This window comes from Paraburkholderia sp. BR10936 (assembly GCF_040965735.1).
GTDB classification, from domain to species: Bacteria; Pseudomonadota; Gammaproteobacteria; order Burkholderiales; family Burkholderiaceae; genus Paraburkholderia; species Paraburkholderia nodosa_A.
Genome location: NZ_JBFRCM010000014.1, coordinates 189889 through 211940, shown reverse-complemented (window position 1 = coordinate 211940; position 22052 = coordinate 189889). Strand labels below are relative to the sequence as shown.

The window sequence follows — 22052 nt, the reverse complement described above, 5'->3', positions numbered from 1 at the left end:
ATGGATGCGCGCGGATGCAGCTTTGTGTGTTCAGAGCACGGCGTGCTCGTTTCTCAATCGTTCGATATCGGCATCGCTCCAGCCGGCCTCGCGCAGCACCACATCGGAGTGCTCGCCGAAGGCGGGCGCGGCGATCGGGTCCGGCGCAGGCGTCGCGCCGAAGCGAATCGGCTCGCGAAAGCCGCGATACGCGCCCACGCCGGGATAGTCGTAGCGCGTGACCATCTGCTCTGCGAGCACCTGGGGATCGTCGAACATGTCTTCGACGGTGCGCGCCGCCGCGCAGGGCACCGCCTCGCCAAAATGCGCTTCCCATTCGAGCGCGCTGCGCGCCTGCAACGCGGCGTGCAGTTGCGGCACGATCTCGTCGCGATGCTCGGCACGTTTGCGCACCGAATCGTAACGCTCGTTCTGCGCGAGTGCAGCGAGCCCGGTTTTTTCGCAGAGCGACTGCCAGAAATGCGGCGTGTTCGCGGAGATGTAGAGCCAGCCTTCGCGCGTCGGATGAATACCGGTGATGCCGCCCGAACGCATGTCGCGGCCAACGTCCTTCGGCTCGTCGTCGGCCCAGATCATGCGCGCGGACTGCATGGTGAGCGCGCTGCGCAGCAGCGAAACGCCCACGTACTGGCCCGCGCCGCTGCGCTCGCGCTCGAACAGCGCGGAGGATATGCCCGCTGCGACGAGCGCGGCGGCGTAGTAGTCGACCACCGAGCCGTAAAGAATCTCGGGCGGGCCATCGCTCTTGCCCTGCAGCGCGCACATGCCCGTCATGGTTTGCAGCACCTGGTCGTAGCCGGCCTTGTCCTTGTTCGGGCCCTGGTCGCCGTAGCCGGTGACTGCGCAGTAGATGAGCCGCGGGTTCACTTCGCGCAGCTGTTCCCAGGCAATACCGAGCCGTGCCGGCACGCCGGGTCGAAAGTTGTGCACGAGCACGTCAGCCTGTTCGACGAGGCGCAGCAGCACCTCCTGCGCGCGGGATTGCTTCAGGTCGAGCACGAGCCCGCGTTTGCCGCGATTGACGCCGAGAAAGGCGCGGCTCTCGGCCTGGAGCGTGGACGGATACTTGCGCAGGTTATCGCCCGTGGGCGGCTCGATCTTGATGACGTCCGCGCCCTGGTCTGCAAGCAGCGTGCAGCCATACGGGCCCGCGATATAGGCGCTCAGGTCGAGCACGCGCACGCCCGCGAGCGGGCCGCGCGGCGCTGCATTCGATTCGGCAGGCTGGCTCATTGGCGCACCTCGCTCGACGTTGCGGATGCAATGAGTCCAAGCCGTTCGGCGCTCTGCACGAGGGCACGGGCGCGCTCGACGAAAGGCGCGTCGATCATCTTGCCGTCCACGACATAAGCGCCCACGCCGTCGCGTTCGGCGTTGCGCGCCGCTTCCACCACGCGCAGCGCGTGGGCGATTTCTTCGTCGGAAGGGCGGAATACGTCGTTGGCGAGCGCGATCTGGCTCGGGTGGATGCAGCTCTTGCCGAGAAAGCCTAGCGAGCGGGCCAGTTCGGCTTCGGCGCGAAACCCTTCGGCATCCTTGATATTCGCGAAAGCCGAATCGTAGGCGAACACGCCTGCTTCGCCCGCGGCGAGTCGCAGACTGAACATGGCTTGCTGAATGGCCGCCGGGTCGCGCCGCGCGATGCCGAGCGGCTCGAACAGGTCGCCAAGACCCAGTTGAAGGCCCGCCACGCGTGCATGCGCGGAGGCGAGCGTCGCCGCTTCACGCAGCGCGCGCGGCGATTCGACGTTGAGCAACAGCTTCACGGGGCGGCTCACGCCATTGGCGCGCTCCGCGCGCTCGATCGCGGCAGCGGCGGCGCGCACGTCGTCGGTGGATTCGGGTTTCGGCAGATTCACGTAATCGAGGCCCGGTTGAACCACGGCGACGATATCGTCGGCGAACCACGGCGTGTCGAGCGCGTTCACGCGCACGATCAGCACCTTGCCGCGCTCGCGTACGGCGGGCGACACGAGTAGCGTGCGCAGCGCCTCACGCGCTTCGGGTTTACGCGCAGGGGCAACCGAGTCTTCCAGGTCGAACGACAACGCGTCCGCGGCGCTGCCGAGCGCCTTTTCGAACAGCTCCGGGCGCGATGCCGGCACGAACAACTTGCTTCTCATCTCCATGCGTTCCGTATAGATCACCACTGAAGGGCAGTCTACGATCGGCAACGATTTAGATAAACTATGCGAATCTATCTTTAAACCATAGAGAAGCTACGTTTATGGACACCGGTTTCCTGAGTAACCTGCTGCTGGTGGTGGAGAGCGGGTCGATGGCGGAGGCCGCGCGGCGCGTGGGCGTGACGCCCGCCGCGATCGCGCAGCAAATCCAGGCGCTGGAGCGCGAACTGGGCGTGGCGCTCGTCATGCGCGCGGGCCGCACGGTCATTCCCACGGAGGCGGGCCAGCGCGTGGTGGAGCGTGCCCGCTCGCTCGTGCGGGGTTTCGACGAGTTGAAAGCGCTGGCGCAGGAGCAGGAAATGGGCGGCGAACTGCGCGTGGGGACGATCACGTCGGCGTTGCTGAGCGTGCTGCCCGACGTGCTGGCGCGCTTCGCCGCGGCTTTCCCGCAGGTCAAGCTGCTGATACGCGCGGGCACGTCGATGGAACTCTTCGAAGCCTTGCAGCGCGGCGAGGTGGACGTGGCGATTTGCCTGCATCCCGCCTTCGCGCTGCCGAAGACGTATGACTGGCATCTGCTGCGCGAGGAGCCCATCGTCGTGCTCGCGCCGGCAAAGTTCGCGCGCGCCGATCCGCATGACCTGCTACGCCGCGAGCCGTTCATTCGCTACGATCGCGCGCTGGGCGGCGGCAAGCAGGCCGACCAATATTTGCGCCGTGCGAAGATCGCGCCGCGTGAACTGTTCGAACTGAACTCGCTGATGGCGATAGCGCTGATGGTGGATCGCGGTCTTGGCGTCTCGCTTGTGCCCGATATCGGCACGCCGCTTACGAAGGGCTTGCGGCTCGCGCGTCTGCCGTTGGCCGAGGCAACCGAGCCGCGCCGCTTCGGCATTCTGTGGTCGCGCGCTTCCGCACGCAGCCGCTTGATTCGCGGGATGATCGAATGTTCCGGCGAGGCGCTGCGCAGGTGAGGGCGCGCGGGCTCTATACGATAAGGATGGCGAAGCGTTGGCCATTCCATCGGCGAATCTTCGTAGTGAATCCGGGCTTCGTGAACGCCGAGATTCTTGAGCGCATCGTGCTGCATCCGCATGAAGGGAATGGGGCGGCAAATGTAGTAGTCGGCGTCGGGCTGCAGGATCGCCTGCTTGATCTGCCCGATGGCTCCCTCCTCCCTGGCGTCCGCTGCGATCAGCGCGCGCGAAGTGATCGAATGCGGGCGCGCCGTTGACAGATCCTGCTTGCGGCAAGCTCGAATTCAACGAGCTGCGGCGGCCGATTTATCCGTTGGATGCAATTTGACCGCCGCAATACGAATACTCAGTAGTCCCTGTTAAATCTCCTTGTTAGTAGCCCTGCACCCAATGCCCCGGAATCCACACCCACTGGTTGCCTTCCCAGCGGTAGTGTCCCTTGGACCAGGCATAGCCCTCGGCGGGTGCGGGCGGCGGCGTCTCGACGCGCGGCGACGGCTCCGGTGGGTGGGCCGGCTCCACGATACATGCGCAAAGCAGGGCGGCGCAGGCGACCAGGGTCACGGGGTGCAGTAGTCTTATCTTCATGGCGGGTGTCCTCCACTGACGGAAATTGTTTGGTTATCCGAACGGCTGGCTAGTCTCGTCGCGTAGCGGCATCCGGGTCCAAGTAAAGCGGTGCGCCGTCGTGTTTGTCTGTTCCAACCGTTCATGCCCTTATCAAACCCGTAGTCGCATTTTTTGTGCCCGAATCTCCGAATAACATCGACGCCGTGCGCTGTGGATCGAGCCCGAGGCTCTCCGCGGCCGCGCCCGCGATCAATGCATCGAGTGAGGCGGTGGGCTTGAGGTCGCGCGCCTCATAGAGATCCGCGCTGCGCAGCCCCGGCCAGTCGGCCTGTACGCGTCCGCCCGCCACGGCGCCGCCCACCAGCATCGCCACCGAAGCCTGACCGTGGTCGGTGCCGCCCGTGCCGTTCGCCGCGGCCGTGCGGCCGAACTCGGTCGCGACGAGCACCGTGGTCTTGTCCCACGCGGGGCCGAGTCCGTCGCGCAGCGAGGCGAGCATCGTGTCGAGCGCTTTTAGCTGATTCGCGAGCCGCGCGTTCTGCGCGCTGTGCGTGTCCCATCCGCCGGTTTCGATCATGGCGATGCGCGGGCCATCGGGGCGCGCGAGGAAGCTCGCCGCAAGCTTGCCGACGCTCGCGGGGTCCTGGCGGGCGCTTACGTCGCCCGCGAGCCCGCGTGCGTTCATCGCCGAAGTCCAGAGCGCGCGCAACTGCGGATCGCCGTCGTAAAGCGCGGAAACGCGCGTGAGCAGATCGTCGGATGCGCTGGGCAGCGCCGAGGGCGCGTACGAACTCACCTGCACCGTGCCGCGCAGCGCGAGCGGCACGGTAGGCGCGAACGCAATGGCATTTTCGCGCGAGGCAGGCAGCATGGCGGCGAGCCGGTTGAGCCAGCCGTCCTTGACCTGGTAGGGCGCGCGGCCGCCGGTTTCCAGCACGTTCTGTCCGTCGAAGTGGGAGCGGTCGCGATACGGCGAAGCGATCGCATGCACGAAGAGCGCCTGCTTCTCGCCATACATCTGCGCCATCTGCACGAGCGACGGATGCAGCGCGAACGTGCCGTCGAGTTTCGCGGCCTTGTCGATGTCGATGGCGAGCGGGCCGCGCAGCGTGGCGTAGGCCGGCTCCGCGTAGGGCACGACAATGTTCAGCCCATCGGCCGCGCCGCGCTGGATCACGAACACGAAGCGGCGCTCGGTTTCGACGCTGGCGAACACGATCTGCGGCGCGACGAGCATCGCGCCCGCGCCGGCGGCGGCGACGCGCAGGAAATGGCGGCGGGAAACCATGGCGGTTATCTCCTCAGGAAATCGGGCGAGACGAGCAGCAAGGCGATCGCAGTCGACGCGCTTTCGGCATGCGCGACCGCGGTGGCGGTGGGCGCGCTGAGCGTGGCGCCCATGAGCGTGTTGCCGAGCGTGCGCGGGTCGAGCCGGTCGCCCACGCGCGCCGAGAAGCGCTGCGCGACTTCCACGCGGCGCACGAGCGCATCGGGCGCGGCCCAGCTTGCCGCGATGTCGTCGTAGCCGGCGGGCGAGCCTGGCCGCCACACCGGCTGGCCGAGTTGCGTGAGCAGCGGCGCGGCGTTGATCTCGCCGGCGTCGCCGGGTTCGCGCCAGCCGAGACCGCGCATCGACGAAACGGTCCACTCCCACGGTGTCTTGAACTTCGCGTCGACGGGTGCCCACGCCTGCGGCGCTTCAACGAGCGCGCGATACACGGTGGGCAGATCGCCGCCGCTTTGCTCGAAGGCGAGTGCGAGACGCTCGGTAAGTGCGGGCGGCGGATTGTCGGCGACGAAGTGGCGGGCGAGCTGGAACGCAATATGGCGGCTCGTGGCGCTCGCGTGCGCGAGGTCGTTGAGGATGGCAAGCGCCTGCTGCTCGCCCGGTTGATCGTAGCGCTTGCCCATCACGGTGCGCGTGCCCGGCTCGTGCAGCGCGGGGCGAAACACGAAGCTGCCGGGCGCGGCATTGCCGGGCTGCGGCCCGCGTAAACCCGCCACGCTCCAGCCCGTCAGCGCACGTGCGAATTCGGTCACGTCGTCCTGCGTGTAGCCGGTGCGTACGCCGAGCGTGTGCAGCTCCATGATCTCGCGTGCGAGGTTCTCGTTGAGGCCGCGCTTGTGCGCGGGGTCGCGTTGATCGGCGCGCAGCGCGGCGCGGCTGTCGGGCCCAACGGAGCGCGTCTGATCGAGAAAGAGCTGCATGGCAGGGTGCTGCTCGACGGCGACCAGCATGTCCGCGAAATTGCCGAGCACGTGCGGCCGGATCGCTTCTATTTCGAATGCGCCCGCAATGCCTGCAATCAATGCCTTGTCCACCGATACGGCGAAGTGGTTCGACCAGAAGTGCACGAGCCGTTCGACGAACGGCGTGTCGCTCTGCAAGGCGCTCGTGAGGCGCGCGTTGACCGCGCTGCGGTAGATGCCCACACTCTCGCGGCGGATCGCCTGATTGACTGCGCGGCGTGCGGCTTGTTGCGCGTTCCCTTGTGCGTTCGTCTCCGAAGCCGCGCTTGCTGCGGCATTGCCCGCCATACCTTGCTGGCGTTCTTCCCCGAAGCGCGCAGCGAGCGCCAGCGCGCCGGGCTCGTTGCGCCATGCCGCGGGCAGCGGTTCGTATGCCTGGAACTGGCCGAGCAGCCAGCCTCGAGGGTTGGCGGGCGGCGTCTCGTCGGCGCGCGCGCCGAGGCCGAAGCGGTTCATGGCGATCGCGCCGGCGCGGGCATTCGAAAGGCTTTCCATGCGCGGTCCTTGTGCTCGATGGAGCGTTGCGTATTCCCGTTAAACGCTCATCGCACGCGGTATCCGTCGCTGGTCCGCCAAATACTTTACTGGGCGCCGCTCGCCTCGCTTACCGCCTTCTGCGGCTGCTTTTGCTGCTGCGCCGGTAGCCGCCACTGGCCGCGCTTTTCGAGCCCTTCGACGAACTTCACGCGTTCTTCGGGCGTGAGCGTCGCCGCGAAATCGACCACGCCGCGTTCGATTTGCGCGCGCAACGCGCTGTCGGCGGTGCGCGTGCGCGTGAGCGCGGCGTCGATGGCGTTGCGGTCGAGTTGCGGCGCGGCGAGCAGGTCGAGCACCTCGCGCCGACCGTCGCGTCCGTCGCGCGCGTACTGGCTGCCTTCGCGGCGCGAGGACTTGAGCGCCTGGGCGAACTGCTGCTGGCGTTCCGGCGAAAGCGCTTCGGCGGCGAAGCGCAACGCCACGCGCTGCGTCGCCTGCGCCTGCGGCTCACTGCGTACGGCGAACCAGCGCCACGCGCCGCCCGCAATTGCGCCGAGCAGAAAAACGTTCAGGACGACCGAGCCGACGAGCAGCGTTTTCCATGAGCAGCCGTTCATTCGTCACTCCCTTCGGCGCCAGGGTTGAGGTTCGATTCGCTCCAGTCCGAACTGGTCCCCCCGAAGCTCGTGCTGAGATACGTCTCGTGGGGGGCGGCGGGCGCCGTGCCGCCGAGCACGACGAACGATATCGTCAGCGCGCCTGCAAGCGCGCCCGCGAGGCCCACGCCCGCGAACGCCGCGCCGGACCACCAGAAGCTGCGGCGCTTCGCGGCGGCAACGGGCTTCACCGGTGCGCCCGCAACGATCTGCTCGAAGAGCGCGCGCCCCGGCGGCGCCACCATGTCGCGGGAGAGCCAGCTGTCGAGCGCCATGGCTTCGTCGAGCGCCGCGTTGGCTTCGGTGCGATGCGCGCGGGCCCATTCGAGCGCGTCTTCGCGCTCGTGCTGGGGCCAGCGTTGCGGGTCGGCGCCATAAGCCGCGACGAGCATGTGGAATCGTTCGGGTGTCATACGGAGTCCTTACCGGCGGCTTCGCCGGCCAGTTGTGCGCGAAGGGCGCGCCGGGCGCGCGCCAGCAGGCTTTCGAGCGCGTCCACCGAAATCTCCATCAGGCTGGCTGCTTCGAGGTTCGAAAGCTCCTGATAGTAAGTGAGTACGAGCGCTTCGCGCTGGCGCACGGGCAACGCCGCGAGTGCGGTGCGCACGCGCTCGTCGCGCGTGCGCGCTTCGATCTGCTGGTCGGGCGAGCCCGCGGGATCGGGTGCCGGCTCGCTCACGGCGTGCACGTCTTCTACGGTCTCTTCGCGCCGTCCGCGCAAGCGGTCGTAGCAGAGGTTGAGCGCCACGCGATGCAGCCATGTATCGAATTTCGCTTCGCCCGTGCGCCAGGTGGGCGCCTGCTTCCAGATCCGCACGAACGCTTCCTGAGCGACGTCTTCGGCTTCGCTGTGGTCGCCGAGCATGCGTGTGGCGAGTGCGATGAGGCGCGGCAGCTTGCTCGCGACGAGCGCGCGCACGGCAAGCGGATCACGCGCGCCGACACGCGCGACGAGTTCCGCGTCCGGATCGCGTTCGTTCAAGGCCTTCCCGGCCTTGTCGGTCTGCAACGATGGAACCGCAGGCGAACCCGCTGCCGCGCCGTCATAGTTGTTTCCCAGTTTGAAGTCGGGCACTCAGGCCTGATGCCGCTCGAGCGGCATTATGCCCAGTGGCCCGGAATCCATCGCCAGTTCGGGCCGTCCTCGACCCAGTGCCCCGGCACCCAGTTGTACCCCGAGCGGGCTTCTTCCCAGTGGCCCGGTTCCCAGACGTACACGCCCCGGTCCCAGCGCCAGTGGCCGGACTGCCACACGTAACCCTGGCGCGGCGGGGGAGCCGCTTCTTCCCGCGGCGGAGGCGGCGGCGACGTCGGCGCGACCATCACGGGCTGCTGCGGCGGCTCATTCGGCTCGACGACCATGGGCTGCCGTGGCGCCTCATTCGGCTCGACGACCACGGGCTGTGCGAGCGCGGCCGTTGCGGTGGAGGCGAGCAGAGCGGCGGCAAGTGACGAACGCAGTGGTTTGCGGGTCATGATTTCTCTCCCTTGATGCAGAGGGGCCAACAGCCCCTATAAGGACTTAAACGGCGCCGCGGGGAAAATCCGTCGCGGACCATTTATTCACCATGCAATTTCCGCGCTCAGCGGCGAATTTACCGGTCTCGAGAGGGGTTGCTTGACAACTGCAATTTCCGAACCCGAAAGACTTACATTAAGGGTTTCTACCTAATATGAATCGCCACAAAATTGTTAAATTTCTGTCTTAGAATGGACACTCGAGATCGACTGCGGCGATGCAACATTAGTTTTCAAACCATAGGAATACAGCCGCAAGTCAGGCCATCGGGGGTTGGCGCTTTAATTAGTAAGACTAACCAAGGAGTATGAGCTGATGTCCGTTTCCGCACCCGAACAATTCCGCGCGAACTACCAGGCTGGCGTCGCAGCGTTCTTTGCGCTCACGAAGCCCGTTGTCGAGGGCGTGCAGGCCGTGATCGACCTCAACGTCCAGGCAAGCAAGGCTGCCATTGCAGAAAGCGAAGCGACGCTCAAGGGCGCCCTCGAAAGCGGCAATCCCGCCGAGTTCCTGACGCAGCAAATTGGTGCGTCGCAGCAAGCCGCCGCCAAGGCCCTGTCGTACGGCCGCCATCTCGTCGACATCGCGACGACGACCCAAAACGAGTTGATTCAAGCCGCCCAGGCGCAATCGGGCGAAAACGAGCAGCGTTTCAAGGACTTCTCCGAAGGCCTGACGCAAAACGCGCCCGTGGGCGTGGAGCCGTTCGTCGCGGCCATGAACTCGACCTTCGCCGCCGTCAACAACGCCGCCGAAACGCTGCGCGGCGTGACCCGCCAGGCCATCGAAACGGCCCAGAGCGGTTTCCAGAACGTCGTGGCTTCCGCCCAGGAAGCCGCGCCGGTCGCGGTCCAGCCGGCTGCCGCCAAGGCCAGCCCGGCCAAGGCCTGATTCGCGTTCCTGCCCGCCGGCAATACGCCACTGCGCGTCGAACACGCGTCTTCGTCGTGAATGAACGACGAAGACGCGGCATTTGCCGGCTCAGCTTTCCAGACATCGATTTTTCAGCGCATTTGCAGAGCAGGAGCTCAACATGACTGACATTGTGATCGTTTCGGCCGCACGTACGGCAGTAGGCAAATTCGGCGGCTCGCTCGCGAAGGTGGCGGCGCCCGACCTGGGCGCGATCGTCATCAAGGCCGCGCTCGAGCGCGCGGGTGTGAAGCCCGAGCAGGTGAGCGACGTGATCATGGGTCAGGTGCTGACGGCCGGTTCGGGCCAGAACGTGGCGCGCCAGGCATCGATCAAGGCGGGCCTGCCCGCGGCCGTTCCCGCCATGACGATCAACAAGGTGTGCGGCTCGGGCCTGAAGGCGGTGATGCTCGCGGCCAACGCGATCATCGCGGGCGATTCGGACATCGTCGTGGCCGGCGGCCAGGAGAACATGAGCGCCGCGCCGCACGTGCTGCCGGGCTCGCGCGACGGCTTCCGCATGGGCGACGCAAAGCTCATCGACAGCATGATCGTCGACGGCCTGTGGGACGTGTACAACCAGTACCACATGGGCGTGACGGCGGAGAACGTCGCGAAGGAATACGGCATCACGCGCGAAGAACAGGACGCGTTTGCGGCCCTGTCGCAGAACAAGGCGGAAGCCGCGCAGAAGGCGGGCCGTTTCGACGAAGAGATCGTCTCGGTGGAAATTCCGCAGCGCAAGGGTGAGCCGCTGCAGTTCAGGACCGACGAATTCGTGCGCCACGGCGTGACGGCCGAATCGCTCGCGGGCCTGAAGCCGGCGTTCAACAAGGAAGGCACGGTGACGGCGGCGAACGCGTCGGGCATCAACGACGGCGCAGCCGCGGTCGTGGTGATGTCGGCGAAGAAGGCCGAGGCGCTGGGCCTCACGCCGCTCGCGCGCATCAAGGCGTACGCCAGCGGCGGCGTCGATCCGAAGGTGATGGGCATGGGCCCGGTGCCGGCGTCGAAGCGGGCGCTGGAGCGCGCGGGCTGGTCGGTGAACGACCTCGATCTCATGGAGATCAACGAGGCGTTCGCGGCGCAGGCGCTGGCCGTGAACAAGCAGATGGGCTGGGACACGTCGAAGATCAACGTGAACGGCGGGGCGATTGCAATCGGTCACCCGATCGGCGCGTCGGGCTGCCGGATTCTCGTGACGCTGCTGCACGAAATGCAGCGCCGCGACGCGAAGCGCGGCCTGGCCTCGCTGTGCATCGGCGGCGGCATGGGCGTGGCGCTCGCGCTCGAGCGCGCTTGATTCCAGCTTGATCCCGCTTTCAAGGCGGGAAGCCGGGTAGCAACCAGGCAGCAAGCGGCTCGTCGCGCGAGAAGCAGCGGCGAGCCGCCAGTAGCAGCAACCACGCGCAATACTAGAAATTGATCAGAAGCCGCGCGGCATTCGCCTGTCTTTTTCCTGGGTGGAAGGATGAAGCCGGGCAACGGTGTATGTGGCGCCTGCGCGCGTAGCGCGTAACGCCACGGTTTTAATGACGCTCAACTCTCGCGGATATATAGGATGACTAATCGTATTGCATTGGTGACAGGTGGCATGGGCGGCCTTGGCGAGGCCATCAGCGTGAAACTGCACGACGCGGGTTATCGCGTCGTGGTGACGCACTCGCCCGATAACGCAGGCGCGAAGGACTGGCTGGCGCGCATGAAGGAGACCGACCGCGAATTCCACGCCTACGGCATGGACGTCGCGGACTATGATTCGTGCCAGCGCGGCGCGAAGAAGATCCAGAGCGAGATCGGCCCTGTCGATATTCTCGTGAACAACGCGGGCATCACGCGCGACATGACCTTCCGCAAGCTCGACAAGGTCAATTGGGACGCCGTGCTGCGCACGAATCTCGACTCGATCTTCAATATTTCGAAGCCGTTGTGCGACAGCATGGTCGAGCGCGCGTGGGGCCGCATCATCAACATTTCGTCGGTGAACGGTTCGAAGGGTTCGGTCGGCCAGACCAACTACGCCGCGGCGAAGGCCGGCATGCACGGCTTCACGAAGTCGCTCGCGCTGGAAGTGGCCCGCAAGGGCGTGACCGTGAACACCATTTCGCCGGGCTACCTCGCCACGAAGATGGTGACCGCCATTCCTCAGGACATTCTCGACTCGAAGATTCTGCCGCAGATCCCGATGGGCCGCCTCGGCAACCCGGGTGAAGTCGCGGCGCTCGTGCTGTTCCTGTGTTCGGACGAAGCGGGCTTCGTGACGGGCGCAAATATTCCTATCAACGGCGGACAGCATATGCAATAAAGCTATGCTAAACATGTATCTCGCATGAATGATGTCAGGCGACTTTCGCCTGGGCGATGCGCGATGCATGCGGCAGCGGTAATCCATACCGACCGCCGCATTGCAAGGCACGTGTAAAGCGTGCCCTGCAATGCGGCGGTTTTGCATGGTGCCGCCGGGTTTGCGGGGCACGAACGCAGTGAAGCGTGCCGCTATAATTGGCCACCCCACGCGTGACCGGAGACCGGCCTTTGTCGAGCATTGCGAAACTGCTGTCCATCCTCGAACTCTTTTCCGAGGCGCGGCCTTTTCTTTCCGCCGAACAGGTGGCGGCCGAACTGCAATGCTCGGTGCCGACCGCTTACCGCTATCTGCGCGAACTCGTCGATACGGGCATGCTGCTGCGCTTCGTGGGCGGCGAATACGGCCTCGGCCCGCGCATCATCACGCTCGACTACCATTTGCGCATTTCCGATCCGCTGTTGAAAGCGGGGCAGCCGATCATGCGCGAGCTGGCGGAGCAATCGGGCTTCGACGCCGTCATGTCGCGCTGGTACGGCAACGAGCTCGTCGATACGCACCGCGAATCGCACGACGCCGCATTCGACCTGCGCTATGGACGTGGCCGTCCGCGTCCGCTCTTTCTTGGCGCCGCGCCCAAGGCGATCCTTTCGACCTTTCCCAAGGCGAAGCTCGCCGCGTTGTTCGAGCAGTACCCCGAAGACATCGCGGCCAGCGGACTCGGCGGCTCGCTCGAAGAATTCCGCGCGAGCCTGCTCAAGATCCGCCGCGCGGGCTTCTATCTCTCGAAGGGCGAACTCGAAGCGGGCATGTCCGCCGTCGCTTCGCCGCTCTTCACCGACGCATCGGGCGAAGCCGTGGCCGCGCTCGCGCTCGTCGTGCCCGAGCAGCGCCTCGCGTTCTTCAACCTCGAGCGCGTGGTCGAGGCCGTGAAGGAAGCCGCCGCACGCATTTCCACGCGCGTGCGTGCATTGATCGAGGCATAAGACGGCGCGGCGTCACGCTACGCCCATACGCGCCGCCATCTCCCGCTCCCACACCGCGCGCGGCCGGAAGCCCGGCAACGTGCTCGCATGGCGCTCGACCTCGGCGAGCAACGCGTCGTCGGGCAGCGTAAAGTCCACGGCGACACGCATGGGCTGATCCACGTACCACGGCGTGTCGATGAAGATCTCCAGCCGGTTGCCCTCCGGGTCGCGCGCGTAGAACGAAATCGCATTGCCGTGCGTGACCGGAACGATCTCCTCCATCCCTTCCTCCACGAAGCGCCGGTGAAAGTGCTTGAGCGTGGCGAGGCTGTCCGCCTCCAGTGAAATCTGGTTGATCGGATTGAATGCCAACCGCTCGGGCCTGCCGCTCGCCAGCACGATCTGGTGATGCACACGGGGATCGCGGCTGAGAAAGACGAGGCTGACCGTGCCGCGCGGCGAGGGCAGCGTGCCGCGGTCCGTGACCGTGAATTCGAGCACCCGCGTATAGAAGTCTTCGACCTTCGCCATGTCGCTCACGTAAAAACCCATGTGGCTGAGCGTGAGGCCGGTTCGTCTGGTGGTTGGTTCGGTGTTCGGCAGAGTCATGCTGTCTCCAGTGATAGTGATAAACCCTGATACAAATCACGTTGTACTGTGCGTTTTACGTAGTGTATTCTCAAAATACGATAAAAGCACAAGAAATGCGCGCCCCCATTTTTCACCGAATACCCTCTTTCTCATTGGAGCATCATGAAACTCGCCAGCTTTTCCACCCATGAAGGTTCGTCGTTCGGCGTCGTGCGCGATGGCGCGGTGTACGACCTCAAGAAGCGCCTGGGCGGCCGCTATGCCGACCTCAAGTCGTTGATCGCCGCCGGTGCATTCGCCGAAGCGGAACGGGCCGCGAACGAAGGCCAGGGCGACTATCCGCTCGCCGAAGTCACGCTCGAGCCCGTCATTGCCAATCCGCAGCAGATCTTCTGTGTTGGCCTGAACTACGCGGAGCACGTGAAGGAGACCAACCGCGAGACCACCGAGCAGCCCGTGATCTTCATGCGCCTGCCGGCTTCGCAGGTGGGCGCCGGCGAGCCCATGCTGCGTCCGCGCGAGTCCACGCAGTTCGACTATGAAGGCGAGATCGCCGTGATCATCGGCGAGGGCGGCCGGCGTATCGCCGAGGCCGACGCGTGGCGTCATATCGCGGGCTACAGCTGCTACAACGACGGCTCGGTGCGCGACTGGCAGCGCCACACGGGCCAATGGGGACCTGGCAAGAACTTCTACCGCACGGGTGCGTTCGGCCCGTGGATGGTCACGAGCGACGAGATCGAGCCGAACGCGCTGATGACGCTGGTTACGCGTCTGAACGGCCAGGAAGTGCAGCGCGCGACCACGCAGATGCTGATTCACGGCATTGCGAAGCAGATCGCGTATCTCTCCACCTTCACGCCGCTGTTCCCCGGCGATGTGATCGTGACCGGCACGCCCGGCGGCGTGGGCGCGAAGCGCAATCCGCCGCTTTTCATGAAGCATGGCGACGTGGTGGAAGTCGAGGTGGATCGCATCGGCACGCTCAGGAACCCCGTCGCGGACGAAGCGTAAGCCGCAGGACGCCGCCCGCGCGATGCGGGCGGCGCAGTCATCCACGTAGTTTTCACTCAGTTAGCCACGGATCAGGTGAATGGGATGAAGGATGTCGTAGACAATTCGGTGTGCAAATCAAATTCGAAGCCAGACTATGACGTCGCGATCGTCGGCTTCGGGCCGACCGGCGCGACGCTCGCCAATCTGCTCACGCTGCGCGGCCTGAAAGTCGTGGTGTTCGAGCGCGACAAGGACGTGTTCCAGCTGCCGCGCGCCGTGCACTTCGACGGCGAATGCATGCGCGTGTTTCAGGCGGCGGGTATCGCGCAGACACTGCTGCCCAATTTGTTCGTCGGCCCCGGCATGAAGTTCGTGAATGCGCGCGGTGAGCTGATGATCGACTGGACACGGCCGGGCGGCATCGGCCCGCAAGGCTGGTGCGCAAGCTACAAATTCCATCAGCCGGATCTCGAACGGGCGTTGCGTGCGCAACTATCTGCGCGCAGCGGCGCCGACGTGCACCTGCGTCACGAAGTGTTCGCGCTCGACGAATGCGACGACCACGTGCGCATCCGTTTCGAAGATACGGCGCAAGGGCGGCTTGCGCACACCACGGCGCGCTACGTGGTGGGTTGCGACGGCGCGCGCTCGACCGTGCGCCGCTTCATCGGCACCGAGCTGGCCGACCTGAAATCACATGAGCGCTGGGTCGTGGTGGACGTGCTGCTGGAGGGCGAGCGCGCCGATCTCGGCGACTACTCGATCCAGTACTGCGACCCCGCGCGGCCGACCACATACACGCGTGGGCCGCACAACCGCCGCCGCTGGGAAATCATGGTGATGCCGGGCGACGACGAGCGCCGCATCGGCACGCCGCAATGGATCTGGGAGCGGCTCGCGCGTTGGATCACGCCGGCGCACGCGCAACTCGAACGCTCGGCGATCTACACGTTCCATTCGGTGATCGCGCAGGGCTGGCGGCGCGGCAGGCTGCTGATCGCGGGCGACGCCGCGCACCAGACGCCGCCGTTCATGGGGCAGGGCATGGCCGCGGGCATACGCGACGCCTCGAACCTCGCATGGAAGCTCGCCGACGTGATCGACGGCGCGCTGCCCGACGCGCTGCTCGACACCTACGAGAGCGAGCGCGAGCCGCACGTGCGCACGTTCATCGAAACGGCGGTGCAGCTAGGCGGCGTGATCCAGGCCACCGACAGCGACGCCGTTGCCGCGCGCGACCGCGAGATGACGGCGGCGATTCGCGAATTTCGCACGCCCCAGCCGCGTCTGGGTCCGGGCTGGCACGCCGGTGCGGCGGGCGGCGATATCGGGCCGCAACCCGTGTTCGAAGACGGCTCGCGCCTCGACGACGCCGTCGGTTATCGCTTCGCGCTGATCGTCGACGAAGCGCTTGCGCAACACGCGCAGAACGCGCTGACGAACGCAGCCCAACGTGAGCGCGTGGCGATCGTGCCGGCCACGCGGGAGCCGCTGCGCGTTTGGCTCGCGGACACCGGCGTGCGCGCCGTGCTGCTGCGGCCCGATCGCTACGTCGGCGGCGTCGCGCACGACGCGAGCGACGTGGAAGCGCTGCTCGCACGTGCAGGCGTTGCGTGCGCGCTGCAGCGACGCGAGGCCGCTTGACCCAAGGCCCGGGCAGTCCGCAATGCAACGCGGCTGCCCGGGCCGATGATTTTGAAGAAGTGGCGCAGGACGAAGATCCGCTAGCAGAAACACAAGCGCCGCCAGGTCCATCAACAAGGAGAGCATATGGAGACGACACCCTCCCTGCCAGCGTCGCACGCCGCGGCGCCTGGCCTGACCCGCGCCCAATGGAAGATGATCCTCATTGCGAGTCTGGGCGGCTCGCTGGAGTTCTACGATTTCGTGATTTACGGCTTTTTCGCGCATTCGATCGCCGCGCAATTCTTCAAGGCGAGCGACCCGCTCGTGAGCATGCTGCTCACGTTTTCGGTGCTCGCGATCGGCTATATCATCCGGCCGCTCGGCGGCATCGTGCTCAGCAGCCTGGGCGACCGCATCGGGCGGCGGCCCGTGTTCGTGGGCTCGATCGTCGTCGTGACTCTCGCGACGATCTGCATCGGCCTCTTGCCCAATTACGCGCACTGGGGCGTTGCCGCGCCCGTTGCGCTGATCGGCCTGCGCGTGCTGCAAGGCTTTTGCGTGGGCGGCGAAATGCCCGGCGCGATCACCTACGCAGTGGAAGCGGCGCCGCGCCGCGCGGGCCTCGCGGCCGGCGTGATCGTCTGCGCGATCAATACGGGCGTGATGCTCGCGACGATCGTCAATCTCGTCGTGCAGTCCGCGCTCACCCCCGCCGACGCAGCGAGCTACGGTTGGCGCATCGCGTTCCTCGTGGGCGGGCTGTGCGGGATCGTTTCGTATCTGCTGCGCCGCAATCTCGACGAGTCGCCCGAATTCCGACAAATGCAGGGCGCCGTGGTGAGGCAGCCGTTTCGCGATACGCTGCGCCACCATCGCGGCGCGGTGGTGGGCGGCGCGCTTTCGATTGCGGTGATGGCGGGCTTCAACGGCGTGCTCTACGGCCACATGCCCGCGTATCTGATCGAAACGTTGAAATACGCGCCGCGTGAGGCCGCGCTCGCCCAGAATGCGTACTTGCTCGTGAGTTCGGTGGGGCTGCTCGCAGCGGCCTGGGCTGGCGACTTCGTGCCGCGCCGGTACCTGCTGCGTGTGTCTTGCGTGCTGCTCGCCGCGCTCGCCTGGCCGTTCTATACGGCGCTCGCGGCGCACAGCGTGAACGCGGTCGTCCTGTTCGTGTTCGCCGCGCTGGTGTTCTCGCTCGCAAGCGGCACGTGGGCCGCGGTTCTCGCCGACCTCTTTCCGGTGCAGGTGCGCTTTAGCGGCATCGCACTCGCCTACAACGTTTCGGTGGTCGTGTTCAGCGGGTTTGCTCCGTTGCTCTGCGCGGCGTTCGTGCGCATGAGCGGGTCGCCGGCCGCGCCAGCGTGGTACGTGATCGGCTCGGCGCTGGTCGCGCTGCTGGCGAACCTCGGGCTGCACGCTTCGTCGCGCTCGCGGGTCGAGCGCCCGGCGGCAGCCGCAGGTTAGGCGTGCGCGTGGCTCAAAGAAAGCCTTCGGGCGTTTCGAACTCGGAATCGTCGACGTCGATTTCGATCGAGCACGCGCCCTCGGTGGCCGGCTGCGTCTGCCGTGCCTCGAAGCGTTCGCGCACGCGCTCGCGAAAGCGCTGCTGGATCATGCGCCGGCGCGCCGTGTCCATCTCGGCGTAGCGGTCGAGTTGCGTGCGCGAGAAGCGCAGCGTGGCGGCGCAGCGCGCGTCGAGCGTGGTGTCGCGGTGCGAGTCCACGACCCACGAAAGCTGGATAACGATCGTCTCGCCCTCGTCGATGAGGCTGACCGCCGGCCGCTTGGGCGATTCGAAAATACTTGCGACAGCGATCTGGATCTCCTCCAGACGCTGGTCGAAATCGAAGGTGTTCATAGGGGCTCCCGTCTCGATGGCCGTTTTTGCGCGCGTTTTTGCGCGCGCTTTTGCGTGCGCTTTCGCGTGACTTCACAGCGCGCATCGGGCGTTCCAGCCGCCCCTGGGCACGGCCGATGCGCTACGCGGCAAGCGGCAGGCGAAGGCGCGCATCGGATCGAGCGCAGGCGAATGGCACGACGCGTGCGCGCTCGGTCAGGAACTTCCACTCATCGAAGCCTGCAAGGAGAGAGCCATGTCTATGATCGTTGCGAGCCGCTTCACGACCCTGCACGAAGCGGAAGTGGCCGTCGACAAGCTGCATTCGAACGGCTTTGTCGGCGAGGATGTCGCCTCGTTCTTCGTGAACCCGAGTGGCCAGCACGCGCGCTTTCCGGTGGGCGGCGACGAGTTCGTCGACCCGGGCGCGCGCGGCACGTCGCTGGGCGCGGCGACGGGGGCTGCGGGAGGCGCGGTGATTGGGCTCGTGCTCGGCGTGCTGATCTCGTACGTCGTATTCCACTCGCTGGTGGTGCTGGCGGTGGCCGCCGGCGTCGGCGCCTATGTGGGCACGCTCGCGGGCGCGCTATGGCAGACGAGGGGTGGCGGCAAGGCGCGCCAGCCCGACATCGGCCACGAGCCCGACGGCACGCCGAAGGCCCGCGAGTCCGGCGTGCTGGTGGCCGTGCATGTGAGCTCCGGCACCCAGCACACGGCGGCGCAGGTACTGAGCGCGGCGGGCGGCGTGGAGATCGAGCGCGCCGACGGACGTTGGCAGCAAGGTCATTGGGCCGACTTCGACCCCACCCGCAGCGTCGAGCCGCTGCGCGAATGAGCGGAGGCGCGTTGCGCTGACAAGGAGGCAATCATGAAGCATCACGAGACGCCGGACGACGACGGTACGAACGTCAAGAGCCCGCAGCACGAAGGCAGCGAGCCGCTCGCGCGGCGTCATCCGCACGAGCCGCGCTCGGTGGGCCGCCAGGGGCATAGCGACGTGGAGAGCGGCCAGGAGGACACGGACCGCCGGGGCGGCGATGCGTACCAGGAGCGCACGCAGAACGACGAGCCCGTGAACCGCAATTCGCGCGAGGGGCGGCGCTGAGCTCGTTCATGCCATACGGCCGCCCCTGAGTGCTGCGTTTTACTTCGGCGAAACGTCGATGTCGCCGAAGTATTTGTGCGCGAGCGAGGTGACTGTGCCGTCGGACTCGAGCTTTGCAATGGCCGCGTTCAGGCGCTCGCGCAAGGCTGTATCGCCCTTGCGGATGCCGAACGCCACGCCGCTGCCGAGAATCTTGTCGTCGCGTACGGCTTCGCCCACGAACGCGAAACCCTTTCCTTCGGGTTGCGAAAGAAAGCCCTTCTGGCCCGCTGGCGCGAGCACGAGCGTTGCATCGAGACGCCCCGCGCCGAGATCCGCGTAAATCTGGTTCTGGTCCTGATAGGGCACGACGCTCACGCCGGCCGGCTCCCAGTGCACCTTGGCATAGGTTTCCTGAATCGACGATTGCAGCACGCCGACACGTTTGCCCTTGAGCGACGCGGCAGTCGCGACGAGTCCGCTGTCACTGCGCGCAATCAGGCGGCTCGGCACGCGGTAGATCACCGTGGTGAAGTCGATGGCCTCGCGGCGCTTTTCGGTGGCGTTCATCGCCGAGTTGATGGCGTCGAACTTGCGGCCCTGAAGCGCGGGAATCAGGCCGTCGAACGAGGTTTCGACCCATTTGCAGGTCATGCCCGCCTTGGCGCACACGGCATTGCCGATGTCGATGTCAAAGCCTTGCAGCGTGCCGTCCGCGGCTTTGGTTTCGAACGGCGGATACTGCGCCTCGACGCCGAAGCGCAACAGGTTCGTATCGGCGAATGTCGATGCGGGGCCGAGTACGCCGCACACGCATGCCAGCGCGAGGAGCGCGTTGAGTCGCTTCATGGTGATCTCCTTGCCGATCAGGTTCGTTGTGTTTCGAATGGGGTGCGCTAGATCGCGCAAAGGCGGCGGGCGCCTTCGAGCAATGTTTCGTCATCCTTGGCGAAGCTCAGGCGGATGATGCCTTCGTCGGTGCCGTCGGTGTAGAACGCCGAGAGCGGAATCGTCGCCACGCGGGCGTCGCGGATGAGTCGCAGCACGAAGTCGCTGTCGCGCTCGTCGGAGAAAGACCGGAAGCGCGCGAGCATGAAAAAGCTGCCTTCGCTCGGCAGCAGTTCGAAGCGCGAGGCTGCCAGCGCGCGCGCGAGCAGGTCGCGCTTGTGCTGGTAGAAGGCCGCCAGACCCAGATAGGTCTTCGGCTCGGCAAGCGCCTGCGCGAACGCATACTGCATGGGCGTGTCGGCGGAAAAGACCATGAACTGGTGGACCTTGCGGATCTCGTCCATCAGTTCGGCGGGGGCAAGGCAATAGCCCACGCGCCAGCCCGTGACGTGATAAGACTTGCCGAACGACGAAACGATCACGCTGCGCTCGGCCAGCTCGCGATAGCGAGCCATGCTCCGGTGCGGCGCGCCGTCGAAGACCACGTGCTCGTACACCTCGTCGGAGAGAATCACGATGTCGGTATTGCGCGTGAGCGCCGTGAGCCGCGCGATGTCGTCCTCGCCGAAGATCGTGGCCGTGGGATTGTGCGGCGTGTTCACGATGATCATGCGCGTGCGCGGCGTGATGGCCGCGCTCACGGCGTCCCAGTCCACGCGGAAATGCGGCTGCGCGAGCTTGATCGCCACGGGCTGCGCGCCCTGCAGGCGCACGATGGGCGCATAGCTGTCGAACGCGGGCTCGAAGTAGATGACTTCGTCGCCGGGATGCACGAGCGCACTGATCGTCGAGTAGAGGCCTTCGCTCGCGCTCGCGAGCACGGTCACCTCGCTCGACGGCTCGTAGTGTGCGCCATGGAGCGTCTCGAACTTCGCGGCGAGCGCTTCGCGCAAGTCGGCCAGGCCCGCCATCGGCGCGTACTGGTTGTGGCCCGCGCGCATGGCGGCGGCCACGTCATCCACGAGTTTCGCGCTCGGGTCGAAATTCGGTGCGCCTTGCGAGAGGTTCAGCGCCTGATGCTCGGCGGCAAGCTGGCCAATTACCGTGAAGATCGTCGTGCCTACATCGGGCAGCTTCGAGCGGGCCTGCGCGGCGCTCTGCATGGTCGGTCTCCCTTCGGGCGGCGCGCGGCCGCATGGTGTGTCAAATGCGAGGTTGCCGGAAGATCGGGCCTTGCGCGGAGCGCTTCATTACGCCGAAAGAGCAGCCCGCATGCAATCGATTAATTCTCATGGCCGCCATGCGCCGCCCTCATGGCGCGCTACGGCGTCGAGCGGTCCCGGCCCATCCAGTCGCTGAACAGCTGCACCTTGTTCTGCTGGGCCACACATTCGGGGTACACGAAATAGTAGCGCGAGCCCGTGGGTACGGCGAGGTCGAAGGGCATGACGAGGCGGCGTGTCTCGACATCCTCGCGGACGAGCGTGCGATCGGTGATGGCGACGCCGAACCCCTGCATGGCGGCAGTGGCCGCGAGATCGAGCGATTCGAACGTGGGACCGAGATCGGCATCGACTTTCTTCGCGCCCGCGCGCGCGAGCCACAGGCGCCAGTCGGCGTGGTCGCGCGTGGGGTGCAGCAGGGTCTGGTGCGCGAGATCGTCGGGCTTGACGAGCGGGCGGCGCGAGAGCACCTCGGGCGTGCAGACGGGCGTGAGGTATTCGTCGAAGAGCGGCACCGCATGCACGTCGGCGCCGGGCGACGAACCGTAGATGATCGCCGCGTCGAACGGCTCGGCCTGGAAGTCGACTTCGTGTCCCCAGGTGGTCGTGATCTGGATCTGCAGGTCGGGGTGCTCGTTCTGGAAGCGCATGATGCGCGGCAGCATCCAGCGCATCACGCAGGTCGGGACCTTGAGCGCAAGCTCGGTGCGCTGGCGCGTGAGGCGCTGCGAGGCTTCTTCGATACGCCCGAAGCCGTCGCGCACGGCCGGCAGCAGTTGCTCGCCTTCGGCGGTGAGCGTGAGACCTTTGGACGAGCGGCGAAAGAGCGGCAGGCCGTAGTACTGCTCGAGCGCGAGGATCTGCCGGCTGACTGCGCCCTGTGTGAGGCAAAGGTGCTCGGCCGCGCGCGTAAAGCTGCCGTAGCGGGCGACCGTTTCGAAAATCTGCAGGGCGTTGAGCGGGGGAAGGCGTCTCATGGCGGTCGTTGGGCGGCCGGGCGAGTGCGCGCAGCCGGCGGGAATCGAGCCGCTATGATACGACGGC

At 66.2% G+C, this 22052-nt stretch carries 24 protein-coding genes and 1 pseudogene; 10 read left to right on the top strand and 15 right to left on the bottom strand.

Features of this window, described 5'->3' with window-relative positions:
- Positions 1–30: 30 nt before the first annotated feature.
- Together AB4Y36_RS27255 and AB4Y36_RS27250 are read right to left on the bottom strand one after the other, a co-directional pair.
- Complete coding sequence (locus AB4Y36_RS27255; RefSeq protein WP_368684637.1) at positions 31–1233, bottom strand: CaiB/BaiF CoA transferase family protein; 1203 nt, start codon at positions 1231–1233, stop codon at positions 31–33.
- Entirely contained in the window at positions 1230–2123 is an 894-nt protein-coding gene (locus AB4Y36_RS27250) for a CoA ester lyase (RefSeq protein ID WP_368684636.1), read from the bottom strand. Before AB4Y36_RS27250 ends, AB4Y36_RS27255 begins: the two co-directional genes overlap by 4 nt.
- A gap of 104 nt (positions 2124–2227) precedes the next feature.
- Here AB4Y36_RS27250 and AB4Y36_RS27245 point away from each other — a divergent pair, with 104 nt between their 5' ends.
- Positions 2228–3100 carry a LysR family transcriptional regulator gene (locus AB4Y36_RS27245; RefSeq protein ID WP_069263452.1) on the top strand — a complete coding sequence of 291 codons (873 nt, stop codon included), beginning with the start codon at positions 2228–2230 and terminating at the stop codon, positions 3098–3100.
- A 59-nt stretch (positions 3101–3159) separates the two neighbouring features.
- Here AB4Y36_RS27245 and AB4Y36_RS27240 read toward each other — a convergent pair.
- The 8 genes and pseudogenes from AB4Y36_RS27240 to AB4Y36_RS27205 all read right to left on the bottom strand — a co-directional run.
- Positions 3160–3282: pseudogene (locus tag AB4Y36_RS27240) on the bottom strand (nitric oxide dioxygenase); the annotation flags it as partial.
- Between the two features lie 193 nt (positions 3283–3475).
- Entirely contained in the window at positions 3476–3691 is a 216-nt protein-coding gene (locus AB4Y36_RS27235) for a YXWGXW repeat-containing protein (protein ID WP_368618192.1), read from the bottom strand.
- Between the two features lie 121 nt (positions 3692–3812).
- Positions 3813–4970, bottom strand: coding sequence for a DUF1501 domain-containing protein (locus AB4Y36_RS27230; RefSeq protein WP_368684669.1), 1158 nt, complete (start codon positions 4968–4970; stop codon positions 3813–3815).
- Positions 4967–6418: a DUF1800 family protein gene (locus AB4Y36_RS27225; protein ID WP_368684635.1), complete on the bottom strand. Its 1452-nt coding sequence runs from the start codon at positions 6416–6418 to the stop codon at positions 4967–4969. The genes AB4Y36_RS27230 and AB4Y36_RS27225 overlap by 4 nt, the downstream gene beginning before the upstream one ends.
- A gap of 86 nt (positions 6419–6504) precedes the next feature.
- The gene (locus tag AB4Y36_RS27220; protein WP_069263466.1) at positions 6505–7017 is read right to left on the bottom strand and encodes a periplasmic heavy metal sensor; all 513 of its coding nucleotides are present in this window, start codon (positions 7015–7017) and stop codon (positions 6505–6507) included.
- Entirely contained in the window at positions 7014–7469 is a 456-nt protein-coding gene (locus AB4Y36_RS27215) for a hypothetical protein (RefSeq protein ID WP_368602604.1), read from the bottom strand. The genes AB4Y36_RS27220 and AB4Y36_RS27215 overlap by 4 nt, the downstream gene beginning before the upstream one ends.
- A complete protein-coding gene (locus AB4Y36_RS27210; RefSeq protein ID WP_342948874.1) occupies positions 7466–8065 on the bottom strand; it encodes an RNA polymerase sigma factor in 600 nt (199 codons plus the stop codon). Before AB4Y36_RS27210 ends, AB4Y36_RS27215 begins: the two co-directional genes overlap by 4 nt.
- A gap of 92 nt (positions 8066–8157) precedes the next feature.
- Positions 8158–8418, bottom strand: a complete 261-nt coding sequence (locus AB4Y36_RS27205) for a YXWGXW repeat-containing protein (protein WP_176732864.1) — start codon at positions 8416–8418, stop codon at positions 8158–8160.
- A 472-nt stretch (positions 8419–8890) separates the two neighbouring features.
- Here AB4Y36_RS27205 and phaP point away from each other — a divergent pair, with 472 nt between their 5' ends.
- From phaP to AB4Y36_RS27185, 4 genes are all read left to right on the top strand, one after another.
- Positions 8891–9466, top strand: coding sequence for a TIGR01841 family phasin (gene phaP, locus AB4Y36_RS27200; RefSeq protein WP_368684634.1), 576 nt, complete (start codon positions 8891–8893; stop codon positions 9464–9466).
- Positions 9467–9608: 142 nt separating this feature from the next.
- Positions 9609–10790 (top strand): acetyl-CoA C-acetyltransferase, encoded by a 1182-nt coding sequence (locus AB4Y36_RS27195; protein WP_342945703.1) that lies wholly within the window; start codon positions 9609–9611, stop codon positions 10788–10790.
- Positions 10791–11048: 258 nt separating this feature from the next.
- A complete protein-coding gene (gene phbB, locus AB4Y36_RS27190; RefSeq protein ID WP_069266706.1) occupies positions 11049–11792 on the top strand; it encodes an acetoacetyl-CoA reductase in 744 nt (247 codons plus the stop codon).
- 230 nt (positions 11793–12022) lie between these two features.
- A complete protein-coding gene (locus AB4Y36_RS27185) occupies positions 12023–12778 on the top strand; it encodes an IclR family transcriptional regulator (RefSeq protein ID WP_368684633.1) in 756 nt (251 codons plus the stop codon).
- A 12-nt stretch (positions 12779–12790) separates the two neighbouring features.
- On the opposite strand, the gene AB4Y36_RS27180 is transcribed toward AB4Y36_RS27185, so the two are convergent.
- The gene (locus AB4Y36_RS27180; RefSeq protein WP_069266704.1) at positions 12791–13369 is read right to left on the bottom strand and encodes a VOC family protein; all 579 of its coding nucleotides are present in this window, start codon (positions 13367–13369) and stop codon (positions 12791–12793) included.
- A gap of 144 nt (positions 13370–13513) precedes the next feature.
- Here AB4Y36_RS27180 and AB4Y36_RS27175 point away from each other — a divergent pair, with 144 nt between their 5' ends.
- The 3 genes from AB4Y36_RS27175 to AB4Y36_RS27165 all read left to right on the top strand — a co-directional run bounded on the left by AB4Y36_RS27175 (position 13514) and on the right by AB4Y36_RS27165 (position 17440).
- Positions 13514–14365, top strand: a complete 852-nt coding sequence (locus AB4Y36_RS27175) for a fumarylacetoacetate hydrolase family protein (RefSeq protein WP_069266703.1) — start codon at positions 13514–13516, stop codon at positions 14363–14365.
- 84 nt (positions 14366–14449) lie between these two features.
- On the top strand, positions 14450–15991 hold the full coding sequence (locus AB4Y36_RS27170; RefSeq protein ID WP_368684632.1) for a bifunctional 3-(3-hydroxy-phenyl)propionate/3-hydroxycinnamic acid hydroxylase: 1542 nt from the start codon (positions 14450–14452) through the stop codon (positions 15989–15991).
- 126 nt (positions 15992–16117) lie between these two features.
- Complete coding sequence (locus tag AB4Y36_RS27165) at positions 16118–17440, top strand: MFS transporter (protein ID WP_368684631.1); 1323 nt, start codon at positions 16118–16120, stop codon at positions 17438–17440.
- Positions 17441–17453: 13 nt separating this feature from the next.
- On the opposite strand, the gene AB4Y36_RS27160 is transcribed toward AB4Y36_RS27165, so the two are convergent.
- Positions 17454–17834: a hypothetical protein gene (locus tag AB4Y36_RS27160; RefSeq protein WP_368684630.1), complete on the bottom strand. Its 381-nt coding sequence runs from the start codon at positions 17832–17834 to the stop codon at positions 17454–17456.
- 235 nt (positions 17835–18069) lie between these two features.
- Between AB4Y36_RS27160 and AB4Y36_RS27155 the strand changes: the two genes are divergently transcribed.
- Positions 18070–18648 (top strand): hypothetical protein, encoded by a 579-nt coding sequence (locus AB4Y36_RS27155; protein ID WP_368684629.1) that lies wholly within the window; start codon positions 18070–18072, stop codon positions 18646–18648.
- Between the two features lie 33 nt (positions 18649–18681).
- Positions 18682–18918 carry a hypothetical protein gene (locus AB4Y36_RS27150; protein ID WP_342948743.1) on the top strand — a complete coding sequence of 79 codons (237 nt, stop codon included), beginning with the start codon at positions 18682–18684 and terminating at the stop codon, positions 18916–18918.
- Positions 18919–18957: 39 nt separating this feature from the next.
- Here the strand turns inward: AB4Y36_RS27150 and AB4Y36_RS27145 are convergent, their stop codons facing one another.
- From AB4Y36_RS27145 to AB4Y36_RS27135, 3 genes are all read right to left on the bottom strand, one after another.
- A complete protein-coding gene (locus AB4Y36_RS27145) occupies positions 18958–19746 on the bottom strand; it encodes an ABC transporter substrate-binding protein (RefSeq protein WP_069266726.1) in 789 nt (262 codons plus the stop codon).
- A gap of 47 nt (positions 19747–19793) precedes the next feature.
- Positions 19794–20948: a methionine aminotransferase gene (locus AB4Y36_RS27140; protein ID WP_368684628.1), complete on the bottom strand. Its 1155-nt coding sequence runs from the start codon at positions 20946–20948 to the stop codon at positions 19794–19796.
- Between the two features lie 158 nt (positions 20949–21106).
- The gene (locus tag AB4Y36_RS27135) at positions 21107–21985 is read right to left on the bottom strand and encodes a LysR substrate-binding domain-containing protein (protein WP_069266696.1); all 879 of its coding nucleotides are present in this window, start codon (positions 21983–21985) and stop codon (positions 21107–21109) included.
- Positions 21986–22052 lie beyond the last annotated feature (67 nt).

Coding starts and splice junctions, on each gene's coding strand:
- AB4Y36_RS27255 (WP_368684637.1), bottom strand. CDS start 1,233: ATGAGCCAGCCTGCCGAATCGAATGCAGCGCCGCGCGGCCCGCTCGCG.
- AB4Y36_RS27250 (WP_368684636.1), bottom strand. CDS start 2,123: ATGAGAAGCAAGTTGTTCGTGCCGGCATCGCGCCCGGAGCTGTTCGAA.
- AB4Y36_RS27245 (WP_069263452.1), top strand. CDS start 2,228: ATGGACACCGGTTTCCTGAGTAACCTGCTGCTGGTGGTGGAGAGCGGG.
- AB4Y36_RS27235 (WP_368618192.1), bottom strand. CDS start 3,691: ATGAAGATAAGACTACTGCACCCCGTGACCCTGGTCGCCTGCGCCGCC.
- AB4Y36_RS27225 (WP_368684635.1), bottom strand. CDS start 6,418: ATGGAAAGCCTTTCGAATGCCCGCGCCGGCGCGATCGCCATGAACCGC.
- AB4Y36_RS27220 (WP_069263466.1), bottom strand. CDS start 7,017: ATGAACGGCTGCTCATGGAAAACGCTGCTCGTCGGCTCGGTCGTCCTG.
- AB4Y36_RS27215 (WP_368602604.1), bottom strand. CDS start 7,469: ATGACACCCGAACGATTCCACATGCTCGTCGCGGCTTATGGCGCCGAC.
- AB4Y36_RS27205 (WP_176732864.1), bottom strand. CDS start 8,418: ATGGTCGTCGAGCCGAATGAGCCGCCGCAGCAGCCCGTGATGGTCGCG.
- phaP (WP_368684634.1), top strand. CDS start 8,891: ATGTCCGTTTCCGCACCCGAACAATTCCGCGCGAACTACCAGGCTGGC.
- AB4Y36_RS27195 (WP_342945703.1), top strand. CDS start 9,609: ATGACTGACATTGTGATCGTTTCGGCCGCACGTACGGCAGTAGGCAAA.
- phbB (WP_069266706.1), top strand. CDS start 11,049: ATGACTAATCGTATTGCATTGGTGACAGGTGGCATGGGCGGCCTTGGC.
- AB4Y36_RS27180 (WP_069266704.1), bottom strand. CDS start 13,369: ATGACTCTGCCGAACACCGAACCAACCACCAGACGAACCGGCCTCACG.
- AB4Y36_RS27175 (WP_069266703.1), top strand. CDS start 13,514: ATGAAACTCGCCAGCTTTTCCACCCATGAAGGTTCGTCGTTCGGCGTC.
- AB4Y36_RS27170 (WP_368684632.1), top strand. CDS start 14,450: ATGAAGGATGTCGTAGACAATTCGGTGTGCAAATCAAATTCGAAGCCA.
- AB4Y36_RS27165 (WP_368684631.1), top strand. CDS start 16,118: ATGGAGACGACACCCTCCCTGCCAGCGTCGCACGCCGCGGCGCCTGGC.
- AB4Y36_RS27160 (WP_368684630.1), bottom strand. CDS start 17,834: ATGAACACCTTCGATTTCGACCAGCGTCTGGAGGAGATCCAGATCGCT.
- AB4Y36_RS27155 (WP_368684629.1), top strand. CDS start 18,070: ATGTCTATGATCGTTGCGAGCCGCTTCACGACCCTGCACGAAGCGGAA.
- AB4Y36_RS27150 (WP_342948743.1), top strand. CDS start 18,682: ATGAAGCATCACGAGACGCCGGACGACGACGGTACGAACGTCAAGAGC.
- AB4Y36_RS27145 (WP_069266726.1), bottom strand. CDS start 19,746: ATGAAGCGACTCAACGCGCTCCTCGCGCTGGCATGCGTGTGCGGCGTA.
- AB4Y36_RS27140 (WP_368684628.1), bottom strand. CDS start 20,948: ATGCAGAGCGCCGCGCAGGCCCGCTCGAAGCTGCCCGATGTAGGCACG.
- AB4Y36_RS27135 (WP_069266696.1), bottom strand. CDS start 21,985: ATGAGACGCCTTCCCCCGCTCAACGCCCTGCAGATTTTCGAAACGGTC.